Raw genomic sequence first — 16,837 nt, 5'->3', positions numbered from 1 at the left:
ACGCGATAACCCGTGACCGTCCCACTGGACGCACCCCACGACAGGGCCAGCGAACTGTTCGTCGCCGTCACCGACGCCGCACCCGGCTGACCGGGAATGCCCACGCAGCCGGTGGTGGTGCCGGAGACGTCACGCCCCGTCGACTCGCCCACACTGTTGTAGGCCTTGATCGTGTACGTGTGCGACTCACACGTACCCAAACCCGAAATCGTGGCACTCGTACCGGTCACCGTCGACTTCAACGTCGCACCCTCATAGACGCGATAACCCGTGACCGTCCCACTGGACGCACCCCACGACAGGGCCAGCGAACTGTTCGTCGCCGTCACCGACGCCGCACCCGGCTGACCGGGGACGGTCGGCTGCGGGTCGCCCTGGACGCTCTTCCAGAGGGCGGGGACGTTGGGCGGTTCCCAGCCCGGCTGGGAGGTGTGCGACTGGCGGGACTCGAAGTCGGCCGAGTTGTAGGTGACGCGGGTGCCGGTGGGATAGGAGGTCCAAGCCTGCCACTGGGGGTAGGCGACGGCCTGGGCGGGTGGTCCGACCAGGCCGAAGATCAATCCGACGACCAGGACGAGTAAGGCGCGGTATTTCATGAATTCTCCGGTTTCGAGTCGTACGGCCCGCGCCCCTGGGGGGCGAGGGCGCGAGCCGTACGGGCCCGTGGGGTGGGGGGTGTGTTCAGCGCAGGCCGTTGTTGAGGGCCGTGGTGAGGGATCCGTCGTCGCCCGACATCTCCCAGACCATCGCGCCCAGCAGGTTCTTGGCCTTGATGTACTCGGTCTTCTTGCCTATGGACCAGGGATCGTCGAACGTCCACCACTGGCCGCCGGGGCCGGTGTAGCAGTAGGAGGAGATCGACTGTTCGTCGTGCCTGACCGTGCAGCCGGGCACCCGTGAGGCGATGTTCTTGTAGCCGCGCGTGCCCGCCTCCTCGGGGAAGTCGCCGGGCGCGGCGCCGTTGGCCGACTGCCATTCGCCGAACTTGCCGCCGTCGGCCACCTGCTGCCAGCCGCGGCCGTAGTAGGCCAGGCCGAAGGTCAGCTTGCGCGGGTTCACCCCCGCGTCCAGGTACTTCTGGATGGCCTTGTCGACGCTGAAGTCCGGGTTGTACGGCGAGTCGGTGTCGAGATGGAGATTGCCCTGGTGGCCCGTGCGGTTGGGCTCCCAGGAGTTGTCGCTGCCCGCGCCGTGGAAGTCGTAGCCCTGGACGTTGGCGAAGTCCAGGTACTGGAAGATCCTCGACAGGTCCCATCCGGCGTCGATCTTGACCGGGTCGGCGGGGGTGAAGGCGGTCAGGAGGTAGCGCTTGCCGGTGGTGACCGTCAGCGCGTCGAGCTGGGTGCGGAACTCCTGCAGCAGGAGGGTCAGGTTGTTCTTGTCGTTCGGGCTGACGTGGTTGCCCGCGTGACCGGGGGCGCCCGGCCACTCCCAGTCGACGTCGATGCCGTCGAAGACGCCCGCCGCCACGCCGGGGCCGCCGCGGCCCTGGTAAACGGGCAGGTCGCCCTTGATGTACATGTCGATGCAGGACTTCACGAACGCCTTGCGCTTGGCGTCGGTGGAGGCGGCGTCGGAGAAGTACTTGGAGTAGGTCCAGCCGCCGAGCGAGATCAGCGACTTGAGGTGGGGGTGCTTGGCCTTGAGCTTCTTGAGCTGGTTGTAGCTGCCGGCCAGCTTCTGGTCCCAGGTGTCGCCCACGCCGTCCACCGACTCGCCCGCGCCGAAGCCCTTGACGTAGTCGGCCCACGCGTCGCCCGCGCCGTCGCCCTGGTTGGGGTCCTGCGGGTTGGGGGTGGTGGCCCGGTCCACGCCGTTCATGCAGGTGTGCTGCGTCGGGTGGACGTTGGAGAAGGCGTAGTTGATGTGGGTGAGCTTGGCGGCCTGCGCGTCGAGGCTCTTCATCGTGTACGCGCGGCCGTAGATGCCCCACTGCACGAAGTAGGCGACCTTGTTGTAGCTGCCGCCCGGTGTCTCCGGCTGGGTCTTCGCGGTGAACGGGGCGCTCTTGTCGGACTCGTTGCCCGACGGGTCGACGGCGCTGACGGTGAACGTCTGGTTCGTGTCCGGCGGCAGGCCGCCGACCGTGGCGCTCGTCGTCGTGGACGTGGTCTTCAGGGTGGCGCCCTGGTAGACGCGGTACTCCTTGATCGTCCCCGAGTTGTCCGTCGAGGCGTTCCAGGCCAGGCTGATCGAGGTGCTGGTCTGGCTGGGCGAGCGCAGGCCGCCGGGCACGCTCGGCTTGACCGTGTCCGGCGTCCCGGTGGTCGAGACCGTGACGGGGGCGCTCTTGTCCGACTCGTTGCCCGACGGGTCCACGGCGCTCACCGTGTAGGTGTGCGCGGAGCCGGGTGACAGGCCGGTGAGCTGCGCGCTCGTCCCCGTGGCGGTCTTCACGACCGCGGCGCCCTCGTAGACCCGATACTCCTTGATCGTCCCCGAGTTGTCCGTCGAGGCGTTCCAGGCCAGGTCGATCGTGGTGTCGGCGCGCGCGGTCGACCGCAGGTCGCCCGGCACGCTCGGCTTGACCGTGTCGGTGGGCACGCCGTCACACGGGTTGCCGTTGAGCTTGCAGTTCTGCGGTACGGCCTGCGCGCCGCCCGGATTGCCGAGGAAACCGAAGGTGACGGCGGCGCCCGGGGCGAGGGTGCCGTTCCATCCGACGTTGCTGAAGGTGAAGTGCTGCCCGCTACGTGCCAGGGTGGCATCCCAGAACGAGCCGACCGTGATGCCCGCGGGCAGGTCGAACTCGACCTTCCAGCCGTTGATCGTGCTCGTGGTGCCGTTGGTGACGGTGTAGCGGCCTTCGAAGCCGCTGCCCCAGTCGGAGGTCTTCGTGAACGCCGCGGTGGCCGAGGCGGCCTGAGCGGGCCCTGGAACGAGGAGGGCTAACAGCAGACTTGCCAGCGCGGTCAGGGAAAGTAAAGGAAGGGTACGCCGCATGATCGCTCCCTCGGCGGGAGAACTGTGGGGGGTGTCCTGCCCTGTGAGGGGTCAGGCAGGTGGTACGGGCGGCAACGGATGGTGATCGTGGCAGGCTGTGGGGGGTGGGGGGCGCGCCATGATTGCCTCGGTTCAGATCTTCTCTTAGGAAAGTTTCCTAAGAGTTATGGCGATCGTAGGCTTGACACCCATGCCTTACAAGACCTAATTCCATCTTCAATCGCCGCAGCTGGTCACCAACTCCGCGCCACGGGTTAAAAGCGCACCGTAACGGCGGCTTCGCCGTACCCGCAAGACAAGCAGGCGCGCAGACAAGAGCGCGCCCCCACACGCGGGTGGGGGCGCGCCGTCGGGAGGGGACTACGGCTGCTGCGTGATCTTGACGTCGTCGACGCCCGCCTCCAGCAGGGAGGCGGTCGAGGCGTCGGCGGCCTCGATGAGGACGCGGACGGTCTGGCCCGCGAACGGGGTCAGGTTGGCGTTGGCCACGCCCCACGAGCCGTTGCGGTTGCTCGCCGCGCCGAGCTGCTCGAACACCTGGGAGGTGGTGTTGCCGACGACCTTCACGCGGAAGTAGTCCGCGTTGGAGGAGTTGGAGCCGTGGGCCAGGTACCACGACAGCGACAGGGACAGCGTCCCCGTGGCCGGCAGCGTGATCTGCGGCGACTGGATCGAGGTCAGCCCGCCGTCGATGTCGTGATCGCCGGCCGCGGCCCCGGCCAGGCGGCCGGTCACCAGGTCGTTGGCCCCGCTGACCGTCGTGCCGAGCTGCTTGGCGCCGCTGGAGGTGGTGGCCTCGGGGTCACCGCGCTCCCACAGACCCGTCGTGGCGCTGCCCGGGACCACCGTCCAGCCCTTGTCGGTCTCGAAGGTGTCCTCCCAGACGGTGGTGCCCGGCGTGGTACCGCAGTACTGGGCCTCCTTGCCGATGATGCGGTAGACGCAGTCGGAGTACTCCAGGAAACGCAGGGAGGCCTCGCGGTTGCGCGTGGTCTGCGGCACGATCTGCTCGTCCGGCGGGTAGAAGCCGGGACTCGCGGTGCGCGGGTACATCTCGAACGTGTAGCTGAAGATCTTGTGGACGCCCCACATCCAGTCGCCGATGCTCCCGTCGGTGATGTACAGGTCGCTGGACTGCTCCGGCGTGTAGTTGTTGGTGGAGGCCATGTTCTGGCCGAGCGTCGCGTGGGCGTCACGGTCGTCCTGGGTCAGTCCCGGCGCCGTGTCGTTGAAGGTGTAGCCGTAGGGCCACAGGACCAGCTCGCTGTAGGTGTGCCAGTCGATGTGCGACCTGATCTGCTGCTTGCCGCCGACCACCCGGGTACGCACCCAGTCGGCCACGGCCTTCACCTCGACCGCCGACTCGGGGGCCGAGCCCCGGTAGGTGTCGCTGGAGGTCGAGCCGGAGGAGCCGCCGCAGCAGCCCCAGTTGTAGTTCCAGTTGCGGTTCATGTCGGTGCCGACCGCCGTCGAGCCGGAGTTCGGCTGGCGGTTCTTGCGCCAGGAGCGGTAGCTGCCCGTCGCGATGTCGTACTCGCCGCCGTCCGGGTTGAGGTCCGGCAGGATCCAGATCTCGCGGGTGTTCACCAGGTTGGTGATGCGCGCGTCGGTGCCGTAGTTGTCGGCCAGCAGGTGCATGAGGTACAGCGCCATCTCGACCGTGAGGTGCTCGCGCGCGTGCTGGTGCGCGGTGAACAGCACCTCGGTCTCGTTCTCGTCGGCGCCGACGTTGTCGCTGATCTTCACGCCGACGAGCTGCCTGCCCTGGTACGACGTGCCGTAGACGAACTTGCTGGCGATGGTCGGTTTGGCGGCGACGAGCGCGTTGATGTTGGCGTTCATCTCCGCGTAGTTGTGGTAGCCCGAGTCCGACGGCGGGAAGTCAAACGCTGCCGCGCCGGACGGGGATAACGGGCGTGGCACCTCCGTGACCCGGTAGCCGAGCTTCTTGATCGCCGCGACCTCGGCGGACGTCGCGGTGACCAGAACCGAGTCAGCCGCCACCTCCTCGATGGCCGCGCCGGTGCCCGAGACCGCGCTGCGCTGGCGCGCGTCGGCCGGGCCCTGAACCCGATACTGCTTGTTCGCGGGCGGTTCGGCACCCGCGCCCACCTCGGTAATGCCGGTCAGGCAGAACAGGCCGAGTGCGGCAAGCAGGATCGTTAATCGGCGTCTCACCTCGTTCCTCCTCAGGCGCGCGATTAGGGGGGTGTGTTGACGCGCGCCTGCACCGAGAGTGAAGACTTCCGCTCAGCCGGAAAAGGCCCAATTCAGCGGTAGTGCACCATGGCTTGCTCTAGTGGCTTCCTGGTTAGGTCGGGTACCTCGGCGCCGGCGGCGGCGTAACCCACGGGAAACAGGATGTAGGGGCGCTCGTTGGCGGGGCGCTCGCAGATCTCGGTGAGGAAGGCCATCGGGTTGGGCGTGTGGGTGAGCGTGGACAGGCCCATCGCGTGCAACGCGGCGATGAACAGGCCGCAGGCGATGCCGACGCTCTCGTTGACGTAGTAGTGCTTGGTCTTGCCGCCGTCGGGACGCAGGCCGTACTTCTCGGCGAAGCAGACCACCAGCCACGGCGCGACCTCCAGGTAGCGCTTGTCGGAGGTGGTCTCCAGCGGGGCCAGCGCCTCGCGCCACTCGGCGGGCAGCCGGCCGCCCTCGTAGTTCTGCCGCTCCTCGACCTCGGCGGCGTCCCTGATGCGGCGTTTGGTCTCCTGGTCACCGACCACGACGAACTTCCACGGCTGCTGGTGGGCGCCGGAAGGAGCGGTGTTGGCCGCCAGCACCGCCAGCTCGACGCAGCGGAGCGGGACCGGCTCGTCGCTGAAGAAGCGGACGCTGCGGCGCCGGTCGAGGAAGTCGTAGAACTCGCGGCCGCGGGCGAGCATCTCGTCCGGCTCGTACCGCTCCGGCGTGTAAGGACGGAACGGGAACTTGTGCTCCATGAGGACGCAGTCTGCGGATACGTGCCGGATATGACAACCGGCTGCCCGCTATCCTGACGATCTGACAGTTAAAGCCGAATATAGGGAGACAAAATGGCAGCCAAGCGCGCCGGGCTGGACGCGCTCGACCTCCGGATCCTCCGGCTGGTCGCCGAGCATCCCCGCAGCGGCCTGCTGGAGTTCGCCCGGCTGCTGGGCGTGGCCCGCGGCACCGTCCAGGCCCGCCTGGACCGCATGGCCGCCGACGGCGTGATCACCGACTTCGGCCCCGGCCTCTCCCCCGCCGCGCTGGGCTACCCCGTGCAGGCGTTCACCACGCTGGAGGTGCAGCAGGCCTCCCGCGAGCACATCTCCCGCACGCTGGCGGCCATCCCCGAGCTGATCGAGGCCTACATCGTGACCGGCCCCGGTGACGTGTGGTGCCGCATCGCCGGCCGCGACCACGAGCACATCCAGGAGATCATCGATCACATGCTGACCATCGACGGCGTACGGCGCAGCACGACGGTCATCACGCTGTCCACCGTCGTACCGCACCGCGTCCTCCCCCTGGCCGCGCGGGCTGCCAGCTAGCCGCCAGGCGCCTGCCAGCCCGTTGCCAGCCCCGCCCGCCAACCTCGGGGGCATGGACTACGCGATCGAAGCCGAAGGGCTGGTCAAGAGGTACGGCGACAAGGCGGCCCTGGACGGGGTCGATCTCGGCGCGCGGGCCGGAACGGTACTGGGCGTGCTCGGCCCGAACGGCGCGGGAAAGACGACGGCGGTGCGCATCCTGGCCACGTTGCAGCGCCCCGACGGGGGGTGGGCCCGCGTCCACGGGCACGACGTGGCGGAGCGCCCCGCCGAGGTACGCGAGCTGATCGGCCTGACCGGCCAGTACGCGTCGGTGGACGAGAAGCTCACCGGTGCGCAGAACCTCATGATGATGGGCCGCCTGCTCGGCATGAGCCGTTCCTCGGCCAGGGCGCGGGCGACGGAGTTGCTGGAGCGGTTCGGGCTGACCGAGGCCGGCGGGCGGGCCGCGTCCGGGTACTCCGGGGGCATGCGCCGCCGCCTCGATCTGGCCGTCAGCCTCGTCAGCCGGCCGAGCGTGCTGTTCCTCGACGAGCCGACGACCGGGCTTGACCCGCACGCGCGCAGCGAGCTGTGGGAGGTGGTCAGGGAACTGGTCGCCGGCGAGGTGACCGTGCTGCTGACCACGCAGTACCTGGAGGAGGCCGACCAGCTGGCCGACGACATCCTGCTGATCGACTCGGGCCGGGTGGCCGCCAGCGGCACGCCCGACCAGCTCAAGGCCATGGCCGGCGGGCACCGGCTGGACATCAGGCCGCTGCGGGCCGAGGACGAGGAGAAGGCCATGGCCATCCTCGGCTCCGGCGAGCTCAGCATCCCGATCCACGACCTGGCCATGGCGCCGGCCGTACTCAGGAAGCTGGACGAGGCCGGGATCGTGCTGGCCGAGCACGCGCTGCGGCTGCCCTCACTCGACGACGTCTTCCTCACTCTCACCGGAGCACGCGCATGATCTCGCAGAGCCTCACCCTGACCTGGCGCAGCCTGGTGCCGCTGAAGAACAGTCCCGGCCAGTTGCTGGCCATGCTCATCCAGCCGGTCTTCATGATCGTCATCTTCGTCTACCTGTTCGGCGGCGCGGCGGGCGGCGACCGGGGCCAGGCGGTGCAGTACATGCTGCCCGGCGTGCTGGTGCAGGTGGCGCTGATGGCCACGATCGGCACCGGCATGAACCTGGCCACCGACATCGGCAACGGCGTCTTCGACCGGTTCAGGACGATGCCGATCGCCCGGATGGCGCCGCTGGCCGGGCGTATTCTCGCCGACCTGTGCACGATGACGGTCACGCTGGCGATGTCGGTGCTGGTCGGCTACGTCGTCGGCTTCCGCGTCACCACCTCGCCGCCTGCGGCGCTGGCGGGGCTGGGCCTGGTGCTGCTGTTCACGATGGCGCTGAGCTGGGCCTCGGCCTGGATCGGCGTGATCGCCAAGTCGGTCACCGCGATGCAGGGCGTCTCCACGGCCGTGCTGCTCCCGCTCACGTTCGGCAGCAGCGCCTTCATCCCCGCCACGGACCTGCCGGGCTGGCTGACCGCCTGGATGTCGGTGAACCCGGTCTCGCACCTGGCCGCGTCGCTGCGCGGCTTCATGGTCGGCGGGCTGGACGCCGCCGACGTCTGGATCACCCTCGGCTGGACCGCCGCGCTCCTCGCCGTCTTCGTGCCGCTCGCCCTGCGCGCCTACAACAGGAGAGTCCGATGAGGACCCGCGACGGCGTCGAACTCGCCACCACGGTACGGCTGCCGCCCACCGGCACCCGCCACCCCGTCCTGCTGGTCCGCACCCCCTACGGCCGCGACACGGTTCCGGGCCCCGGCCTCCACCTGGACGTGGATCGCCTGGTCGCGGCCGGATACGCGGTGGCCGTGCAGGACGTACGCGGCACCGGCGAGTCGGAGGGCGAGTTCCGCCTCTTCACCGGCGAGGCCGAGGACGGCCACGACGCGGTCCGCTGGGCGGCGACCCAGCCCTGGTCCGACGGGAACGTCGGCATGTTCGGCGACTCCTACCTCGGCCTCACCCAGTTGCTGGCCGCGCAGGAGCGCCCGGAGGGCCTGCGCGCGATCGCGCCCAGCCTCACCCCGGGCTCCTACCGCGACATCGTGTACGAGGGCGAGGTGGTGACGCTCGGCAAGATCCTCACCGTCTGCGCCCTGACGTTCGGCCTCGACGAGCTGCGCCGCCGCATCCGATCCGGTACGGCGGAGCCGTCCGCGGAGGCGGAGTACCTGGCCGGGCTGGGCTTCCCCGACCGGTTCCCGCAGCGGATGCGGGAGCTGGCCGAGCGGCTGCCGCTGTCGGACCAGCCGCTCATCAACGACCTGGTGCCCGGCTACGCCACCTGGATGGAGCACCCGGACCCCGGCGCGGAGGTGTGGCGGGGCGGCACGTTCGACTACGCGGCGATCGAGGTGCCCGCCCTGGTGAGCACCGGATGGCACGACTTCTGCCGCGACGCCTCCATCCGCCACTTCCAGCGGCTCGGCGGGAGTTCGCGGCTGGTCGTGGGGCCGTGGACGCACGTCTCGCACGGGCGGGAGATCTTCTGGCGCGACTACGGGCCCACCGCCGCCCAGGAGGCGATCGACTGGACGGGGCTGCATCTGGCGTGGTTCGGCCGCTGGCTGCGGGGGACGCCGCTGGAGGGGCCGGCGGTGCGGTACTTCGTCATGGGGGCCGACGAGTGGCGCGGCTCGCCGCGGTGGCCGGTGCCGGCGCGGCGGGTGCCGTACCACCTGGGGCAGGGCGGGGTGCTGTCCGAGACGCCCTCGCACGGCACGTGGGAGTTCGCGGCCGATCCGGGCGACCCGGTGCCGACCGTGGGCGGGGCGGTCCTGGACTTCACCGGGTTCGGGCCGCTGGACCAGCGGCCGCTGGACGGGCGGACGGACGTGCTGCGTTTCGCGAGCGCGCCGCTGGTGGGCGACGTGGAGGTGACCGGGCGGGCCGAGCTGGTGGTGCGCATGTCCACGACCGCGCCGACGGCCGACGTCACCGGCAAGCTGGTCGACGTGCATCCGGACGGGCGGGCCGAGCTGCTCACCGACGCCGTCACCCGGGCGGTGGGCGGCGAGGTCGTGGTGGACCTGGGGTGGATCTCCACGGTGTTCCGGGCGGGGCATCGGATCAGGGTGGACGTGGCCGGATCCAATTTCCCGAAATATGCCAGGAATCCGAACAAAGGGCTGACCACGATCCACTCGCCGTCCTACGTGATGTTGCCGATCAGGTCGTAGAGCTCGTCCTGGGTCAGGGCCGCGCCCCGGGCGTGCAGCCCGGCGAAGCGGTCGTCGCCCAGCGCGGCCCGCGCCGCCGCCATCCCGGCGTCGGTGTCGGCCGCGACATCGGCACGGCCGGCGCCGAACAGCAGGGCCGCGCGCTCCGCCTCGCCGCCGGCCAGCGCCGCCAGCGCGAAACCGCCGAAGACGGTCGCCAGCACCGGCAGGTCGGGCGCCGAGCCCAGGGGCGTGCCCCTCATGGCCTCCAGGGCCTCGCGGTGCTGGGCGAGTCCGCCGGGCAGGTCGCCGGAGGCCACCAGGGCTCTGCCGTAGCGGGTGCGTACCGTGGCGACGAGCTGCGGGATCGGCGCCGCGTCCGCCAGCATGTCCACGGCGGCCGACAGCGCGGTCAGCGCCTGGCCGTACTCGCCGCGCTGGTAGCCGATCATCCCCTCGCCCAGCCTGAGCTGCACGAGCACGTCCGGGTTGATCTCGTCGGTGACGCCCAGCCTGGCCTTGGCCAGGTCGGCCGCCGCGCCGTCCAGGTCGCCGCCCTGCGCCCGCAGCACCGCCATCCTGGTCAGCGTCGAGACCGACTCGTTGGCGCTGATCCACGCACTGGTCAGCGAGGTCACCTCGGTGTACAGGTCGGTCACCGGCCGCCCCTCACCGGCCCGCAGGGCGGCCAGCTGCAGCAGCGCCTCGCTCAGCCCCCACCGGTCGCCGATCTTCCTGAACCCGGCCACCGCCCGCTCCAACGCCTCCTCGCTCGCATGCGGGCCCCTGAGCATGAGGGCCGAGCTGGCCAGCCACAGGTCCTCGTCCTCGGCGTAGGAGAGCAGCAGTCCGTAGGCGTGCTCGTCGCGCCCGGCGATCATCGCCATGACCGCCTTGCCGATCCGCAACATCGGATGGACCCGGCCCTCGGTCTCGGCCCGCGCGATCAGCGCGTCCATCTCGTCCGACATGCGGCTCAGCAGCGGCCGGTCCACCACGATCCGGCCGAACATCGTCACCCCGACCGCGAACCTGCACGCCGCGTACGCCTCCGCCAGCCCCGGCGGCGGCTCCTCGCCCGCCAGCGCGAGCGCCTGCTCGGCCCACTGCGCGGACTCCTGCCGGTAGCCGCACATCCACCAGTACCAGTTCAGCGCGCCGCACAGCCGCAGCGCCGTCTCGACGTCGCGCTCGTCCAGCGCCCAGCGCAGCGCCGCCGCGCAGTTGTCGCGCTCGGCCGCCAGCCGCTCGATCCACTCGATCTGCTCATCCGTCCGCAGGTACGGCACCGCCGTCTCGGCCACCTCCCGCATGTGGATCGCCAGCCGCCTCCTGAACTCCCCGCTCTCCCCCGCCTCGGCCAGCCGCTCCAGCGCGTAGGCGCGGATCGTCTCCAGCATCCGGTAACGCCCGTCGTCGCCCGCCTGCACCAGCGACTTGTCGGCCAGCGCGCCCAGAACGTCCGGGTCGCCGCCGCACACCGCCTCCACCGACTCCAGCGCCGCGCTGCCCGCGAACACCCCCATCCGCCGCAGCAGCGCCCGCTCGCCGGCGGTGAGCAGGTCCCAGCTCCACTCGACGAGCGCCCTCAGCGTCTGCTGCCGGGGCAACGCGGTACGGCTGCCGCCGGTCAGCAGCCGGAACCGGTCGTCGATGCGCTCGGCGAGCTGCCGCGCGGTCATCGTGCGCAGCCGGGCGGCGGCCAGTTCGATGGCCAGCGGCATGCCGTCGAGGCGGCGGCAGATGGCCGCGACGTCACCGACGTTGCCCTCGTCCAGACGGAACGACGGCCGCGCCGCGACCGCCCGGTCCAGCAGCAGCCGCACCGCCGGGTAGGCGGCGGCCCGCTCGGCGTCCACGCCCTCGGGCGGCAGTTCCAGCGGCGGAATGGGCACCAGCCGCTCGCCCGCGACGTTCAGCGGTTCCCTGCTGGTGGCCAGCACCCGCAGGCCGGGGCAGAGGGCCAGCAGCCGCTCGGCCACGACGGCGGCGGCCTCGATCACGTGCTCGCAGTTGTCCAGCACGATCAGCGCCCGCTCGCGTCCGAGGCGCTCGGCCACGCGGGTCACCGGGTCCTCGCCCGGCTGGTTGAGGTCGTCGCGCAGGCCGAGCGCGCCCGACAGCGCGCCGGGGACGTCGGCCGGGTCGGCGATCGGGGCCAGCTCGACCATCCAGGCGTCGGCCTCGCGCAGGGCGGCCTCGGTGGCCAGGCGGGTCTTGCCCGCGCCGCCCGGCCCGACGATCGTGGCGAGCCTCGCGTGCCCGAGCAGGCTCACGAGCTGGGCCAGTTCGTCGGCCCTTCCCACGAAGCCGGTCAGCGGGGCGCGTACGTTCCCCTTGGCCGGGCGCGGCTCGGGACGCCGGGCCGGGACCTCGCCCTTGAGCACGGCGAGGTCACGCCGGGCCGGGACCTCGCCCCTGAGCACGGCGAGGTGGGCGGCGCGCAGGTCGGGGCCGGGATCCACACCCAGGTCGGTGGCCAGGGCGCCCCTGACCCGCTCGAACAGCGCGAGCGCGTCGGCCTGGCGGCCCGCGGCGGCCAGGGCGCGCATGGCGAGACCGGCCAGGCGTTCGCGGTGCGGCCGCGCGGCCAGTTCCTCGCTCAGCCCTGCCGCCAGGGCGGCGACCTCACCGTCGCCCGGCGCCCGCGCCAGCACGGCCGTCGCATGAGCCTCCAGGGCGAGCAGGCGCTCCTCCTGCAGCCCCGCCGCGACGTTGGCCAGATGCGGCACCGCCAGCAGATCGGCCAGCGCGGGACCCCGCCACAACGCCAGCGCCACCGCCAGGGCACCCTCGCGATCCATTCCCGTGCCCGCCGCCGTTGTGCCCGCCGCTTCTGCGCCCGCCGTTTTAGTGCCAGCCGCTTTTGTGCCCGCTGCCCAGGCGTCCTGACCAGCAGGTATGGCTCGGACGGTCTGGGTGAAGGCGTGGGCGTCCACGCGCTCGCGCGGGATCGGCAGGACGTAGCCGCCCGCGCGGCCGTCCACCGTCAGGTACGGGCGCAACGCGGCACGCAGCCGCTTGACCAGGGTCTGCAGGGCGTTGGCCGCGTTGGCCGGCGGCTCCTCCGGCCACAGCGCGTCGATCAGGCGCTCGGCGCCGACGACCTGACCCGCCTCCAGCGCGAGCATCGCCAGCAGCGCGCGTACCCGGGCGCCGCCCACGTCCACGGGGACGCCGTCGTTCGTGACCTCCAGCGGGCCGAGGATGGATATGCGCACGCACTCCATCCTGCCGGGTGCTCACGACTTCAGATGCACGGCCACCTCCATGCCCACCGGCTGCCCCTCCTCCAGCAGGCCGATCTGGCGCACCTGGGCGAGCGAGACCTCGGCGCCGCTCTCCTGCGCCGCGGCCAGCAGCGCGAGCACGGCCGGGTGGGTGGCGCCCTCCACCATGGGCACGTCCTGGTCCCAGCGCCAGCGCACCACCATCTCCTGCCCTGTCTCGATCGTGCCGCGCTCGACGTCCGTCCAGGACTCCGGCGGCAGGGCGGCGACCGGCCAGCAGCACAGCATCTGGACCTCGGTCTCGCTGCCGGGGGCGGCCCTGATCGTGGTCCAGAACGCGCCGGTCGGGCGGTTGCCCTCCGCGTCCAGGCGCCGCCACAGCCCGGCGAACAGCTCGTTGGCCTCCTCGTCACTGGCGATGTCCGGGGGCAGGACGACGCCGGCCCAGGGCTGGGCTTCGGCCTGCCGTATCTCTGTCTGCCAGCTGACGGGGCCGGCGAGCAGGCGTTCCAGGGCGTCGAGTGCGGCGTCCTGGCGCTCGCGGTCGGCGGCCAGCCTGGCGCGGTGCTCGGCCAGCGTGGCCGTCGCGGACTCGGCGTCCTGGAGCAGCTTGGGCGCCTCGGCGAGGGGCAGGTCGGCGGCGCGGGCGGCCTTGAGCCTGAGCGCGTGCTCGAACTGGGTGGCGCTGTAGCGGCGGTGCCGCGACCACGGGTCCACCGAGGCGGGCGGCAGAAGGCCCTGCTCGTCGTACAGGCGCAGGGCCTTCAGGCTCAGACCGGTCAGCTCGGCGAATTCCCCGATGTTCATCATGGGAACCAGTGTGGGACCTGCCCCTGGGGGAGGTTCCAGTCGTTGGTACGGGCGCCGTGCGCGGATCCCCACGCGCACGGCGCCCGAGTCGGCGGTTTAGAAGTCGTCAGGCAGGCGGACCTGGTCGCGGATCCACCGTCCCGCCTCCTTCAGCCGGCTGGTGCCGGTGAACGGGCCGCCGGGGCAGGTGCCCTCGGTGAAGACGGCGCCGGACAGGGGGTCGTCGGAGAAGTTCCAGTTGACCCAGCTGATCTTCTTCTGTGCCATCAGGTCGATGTACTGCTGCGACCTGGTGAAGTTGTTGCCGCCGCCGCCCGAGGACGTCTGCGTGCCGAACTCGGTGACGAACATCGGCAGGCGGTCGGCCGCGCGGGACAGGGTGCTGAGGTAGTTGCTGCCGTGCGAGGCGGCGTAGAAGTGGAACGTGTACATGATGTTGGTCGCGTTGACCGGGTTGCTGATGATCTCGCTCTCGTCGGAGCCCTCGGAGACGCCGAGCGAAGACCACGCGCGGGTGCCGACCAGGATCGTGCTCTCGGGGTCGTTGGCCCTGATCACGGGGATGATCTGGTGCGCGTAGTCGCGGATGCGCGACCAGGCGACGCCGCTGGGCTCGTTCATGACCTCGTAGAGCAGGTTCTTCTTGTTGTTGTGGCGCTGGGCGATCTCGGTGAAGAACGTCTTGGCCTTGTTGAGGTTGTTCTGGGCGAACGGGTCACCGGGGTTGAGCATGTGCCAGTCGACGATGGCGTACATGCCGCGGGAGGTGGCCTGCTCGATCAGGTTGTGCACCCGGTCGGTGAACGCCCGGGGGTTGGTGTCGTAGCCGCCCTCCTGGATGTACATGGAGATGCGCAGGACGTCCGACTTCCAGTCGTCGGCGAGGGCGTTGAGCGAGGCGGTGTTGAGGCAGTCGTAGTGCCACTGGATGCCGTGGCTGCTCATGCCGCGCAGCTGGATCTGCTTGCCGTTCTCGTTGCAGAGCTTGAGCCCGCAGACCCTGAGCTGGCCGTTGGCCTCGACCGGGGTGCCGCCGCCGGTGGGCGGCTGGGTGGTGGCGGTGACGGCGGCGCTGCGGTCGGACTCGTTGTTCGACGGGTCGCGCGCGGTCACGGTGTAGGTGTGCGTGGAGGATCCGGCCAGGCCGGTCACGGTGGCCGTGGTGCCGGTGACGGTGGCGACGACGGTGTCACCCTCGCGTACCCGGTAGTCCTTGATCGAGCCGCTGTTGTCCGTGGCGGCGTTCCAGGCCAGCGAGATCGAGCTGGATGTGGTCCCGGTCGAGCGCGGGTTGCCGGGGACGGTGGGCTTCTCGGTGTCGGGCGGGCCGGTGACGCCGACGCTGAGGCGGTCGAGGTTGGGGCCGCCGTTGGCGGTGGTCGAGGTGGCCCTGACGGTGTTGGCGCCGGCGTTCAGGGCGGCGTTGACCTGGACCTCCTGCCAGGTGCTCCACGCGCCGGTGCCGGGGAAGTCCTTGGTCTGGGCGCTGCCGTTGACGCTGATGGACATCGGGCGGTTGACGGTGGTGCCGTTGGCGTAGCGGAAGGTCAGGGCGGCGTTGCCGGCGGCGGCCGCGTTCACGGTGAACTCGACGGCGGAACCGGTGACGTTGTCGTAGTTGACGAAGCCGGTGCCGGTGAACCCGGCGTGGTTGGACTCCACCACGCCCTGGGTGATCGTGGCGTCCTCGGCCTGGTGATCGTTGCCGGGCGTGGCGGCGACCTCGGCGTCCAGGTAGTCCCAGTTCGGGTTGCCGCCGGTGGCGGAGGCCGTGGCCCTGATCGTGTTCGCGCCGGCCACGACCGGTGCGGTCAGCGTGGCGGTGGCCCAGGTGCTCCAGGCGCCGGTGGGGTTGAAGGCGCGGTCGTCGGCGATCAGGGCGCCGTTGACGGAGATGTCACTGGGGCGGTTGGCGGTGGTGCCGTTGGCGTAACGGAGGGCCAGGGTGGCGGTGCCCGCGGAGGGGGCGTTGAAGGTCCACTCCACGTACGGCCCCGCCACGTTGTCGCCGTTGACGAAGCCCGTCCCGGAGAAGCCGGCGTGGTTGGACTCGACGGCACCCTGCGAGATCGTGGCGTTCTCCGCCTCAAGCCGGGTGGGCGCGGCTTCGGCGGGCAGTGCGGGTAAGAGGGCCAGACAGACGGCGGCCAGAGTGATCAGCCGCGTTGAACGATGCATGGGGTCCGCTCCTACTCGTTCATTAGGAAACTTAACTAACGAGCACACGGAGAATAGATCCGACGTCTGCCCGGAACAAGACCCAATTTGACAAGCGCCTCTACAGCCGTGACAACAAGGGAGCCAGTTGCTCCTCCTCGTAGTCGAGGTGGGCCAGCAGTTCGCCGGCCAGCCGTTCGAGGTCCTCGCGGAAGTCCGCGGCCCGCTCGATGGCGGCGAGGATCTCGGCGACCTTGCCGTGCTCGCGCTCAAGACGGTCGATGACCTCGGCGGACTCGGGGAAGCGTGCCCGCAGGGTGGTGAACAGGTAGTGGCTCTCGACGGTGTGGTGCATCTCGACGTGGTGGCAGTAGTACATGCAGCGCACCCGCAGATCACCGGTGATCTCGCTCGCGCCGCGCAGTTCCTTCAACTCCCGGCGCAGACCGTCGTGGACGGCGATCAGCTCGCGGACCATGGCGTGGTCTCGGGACATCGGGGCACTCCTTCACGGTTCTTTCTAGTAACTAAGGGCATGATGGATTACCGTCGTGGTAAGCGCATAGATCGCACTTTTTCCTGCGTTAGTTACCTGGAGAGAACCGTGGAGTACCTGACGGAGACCGAGGCCAACTGCCGCGCCCGCGAGGTGCTCGACCGCGTGGGCGACAAGTGGTCCACGGTCGTGCTCTACAACCTCAGCACCGGCACCCACCGCTTCACCGAGCTGCGCCGGGCCATCCCGGGCATCAGCCAGCGCATGCTCACCGTCACCCTGCGCGGCCTGGAGCGCGACGGGCTGGTCAGGCGGACGGTCCACCCGGTCATCCCGCCCCACGTGGACTACGACCTGACGCCGCTGGGCTGCACGCTGCGGGAGATCGTGGGCGCTCTGGTCGGCTGGGCCCACCAGCACCTGGACGAGATCGATCGGGCGCGGGCGGCGTACGACAAGGTGTAGACG

General features: G+C 70.6%; 13 protein-coding genes. 5 read left to right on the top strand and 8 right to left on the bottom strand.

Annotated features, from left to right (window positions below):
* The 4 genes from ACFWYW_RS03370 to ACFWYW_RS03355 all read right to left on the bottom strand — a co-directional run.
* Positions 1-596 (bottom strand): carbohydrate-binding protein (locus ACFWYW_RS03370; protein ID WP_379633781.1); only part of this gene is annotated, 596 nt, incomplete at its 3' end.
* Between the two features lie 85 nt (positions 597-681).
* Positions 682-2,943: a glycosyl hydrolase family 18 protein gene (locus ACFWYW_RS03365; protein WP_379625908.1), complete on the bottom strand. Its 2,262-nt coding sequence runs from the start codon at positions 2,941-2,943 to the stop codon at positions 682-684.
* A 360-nt stretch (positions 2,944-3,303) separates the two neighbouring features.
* Positions 3,304-5,121 (bottom strand): M14 family zinc carboxypeptidase, encoded by a 1,818-nt coding sequence (locus ACFWYW_RS03360; protein WP_379625910.1) that lies wholly within the window; start codon positions 5,119-5,121, stop codon positions 3,304-3,306.
* 92 nt (positions 5,122-5,213) lie between these two features.
* Positions 5,214-5,888, bottom strand: coding sequence for a nitroreductase family protein (locus ACFWYW_RS03355; RefSeq protein WP_379625912.1), 675 nt, complete (start codon positions 5,886-5,888; stop codon positions 5,214-5,216).
* Positions 5,889-5,981: 93 nt separating this feature from the next.
* Between ACFWYW_RS03355 and ACFWYW_RS03350 the strand changes: the two genes are divergently transcribed.
* Genes ACFWYW_RS03350 through ACFWYW_RS03335 form a run of 4 tightly spaced genes read left to right on the top strand, consistent with a single transcriptional unit; the run spans position 5,982 to position 9,697 of the window.
* Positions 5,982-6,461 (top strand): Lrp/AsnC family transcriptional regulator, encoded by a 480-nt coding sequence (locus ACFWYW_RS03350; protein WP_379625914.1) that lies wholly within the window; start codon positions 5,982-5,984, stop codon positions 6,459-6,461.
* Between the two features lie 52 nt (positions 6,462-6,513).
* On the top strand, positions 6,514-7,413 hold the full coding sequence (locus ACFWYW_RS03345; RefSeq protein WP_379625917.1) for an ATP-binding cassette domain-containing protein: 900 nt from the start codon (positions 6,514-6,516) through the stop codon (positions 7,411-7,413).
* A complete protein-coding gene (locus ACFWYW_RS03340; protein ID WP_379625919.1) occupies positions 7,410-8,162 on the top strand; it encodes an ABC transporter permease in 753 nt (250 codons plus the stop codon). Before ACFWYW_RS03345 ends, ACFWYW_RS03340 begins: the two co-directional genes overlap by 4 nt.
* Positions 8,159-9,697, top strand: coding sequence for a CocE/NonD family hydrolase (locus ACFWYW_RS03335; protein WP_379625921.1), 1,539 nt, complete (start codon positions 8,159-8,161; stop codon positions 9,695-9,697). The genes ACFWYW_RS03340 and ACFWYW_RS03335 overlap by 4 nt, the downstream gene beginning before the upstream one ends.
* On the opposite strand, the gene ACFWYW_RS03330 is transcribed toward ACFWYW_RS03335, so the two are convergent.
* The 4 genes from ACFWYW_RS03330 to ACFWYW_RS03315 all read right to left on the bottom strand — a co-directional run bounded on the left by ACFWYW_RS03330 (position 9,670) and on the right by ACFWYW_RS03315 (position 16,369).
* Positions 9,670-12,897 (bottom strand): BTAD domain-containing putative transcriptional regulator, encoded by a 3,228-nt coding sequence (locus tag ACFWYW_RS03330; protein WP_379625923.1) that lies wholly within the window; start codon positions 12,895-12,897, stop codon positions 9,670-9,672. The genes ACFWYW_RS03335 and ACFWYW_RS03330 overlap by 28 nt on opposite strands.
* 21 nt (positions 12,898-12,918) lie before the next feature.
* A complete protein-coding gene (locus ACFWYW_RS03325; protein WP_379625925.1) occupies positions 12,919-13,716 on the bottom strand; it encodes a MerR family DNA-binding transcriptional regulator in 798 nt (265 codons plus the stop codon).
* 96 nt (positions 13,717-13,812) lie between these two features.
* The gene (locus tag ACFWYW_RS03320) at positions 13,813-15,894 is read right to left on the bottom strand and encodes a cellulase family glycosylhydrolase (protein ID WP_379627721.1); all 2,082 of its coding nucleotides are present in this window, start codon (positions 15,892-15,894) and stop codon (positions 13,813-13,815) included.
* A 100-nt stretch (positions 15,895-15,994) separates the two neighbouring features.
* The gene (locus tag ACFWYW_RS03315; protein WP_379627719.1) at positions 15,995-16,369 is read right to left on the bottom strand and encodes a hemerythrin domain-containing protein; all 375 of its coding nucleotides are present in this window, start codon (positions 16,367-16,369) and stop codon (positions 15,995-15,997) included.
* A gap of 108 nt (positions 16,370-16,477) precedes the next feature.
* On the opposite strand from ACFWYW_RS03315, the gene ACFWYW_RS03310 reads away from it, so the two are divergent.
* Positions 16,478-16,834, top strand: a complete 357-nt coding sequence (locus tag ACFWYW_RS03310; protein ID WP_379627717.1) for a winged helix-turn-helix transcriptional regulator — start codon at positions 16,478-16,480, stop codon at positions 16,832-16,834.
* The last annotated feature ends 3 nt before the right edge of the window (positions 16,835-16,837 follow it).

The organism is Nonomuraea sp. NPDC059023 (assembly GCF_042740095.1).
In the GTDB taxonomy this organism is placed as follows: domain Bacteria; phylum Actinomycetota; class Actinomycetes; order Streptosporangiales; family Streptosporangiaceae; genus Nonomuraea.
This window is presented reverse-complemented; position numbering and strand designations above follow the sequence as displayed.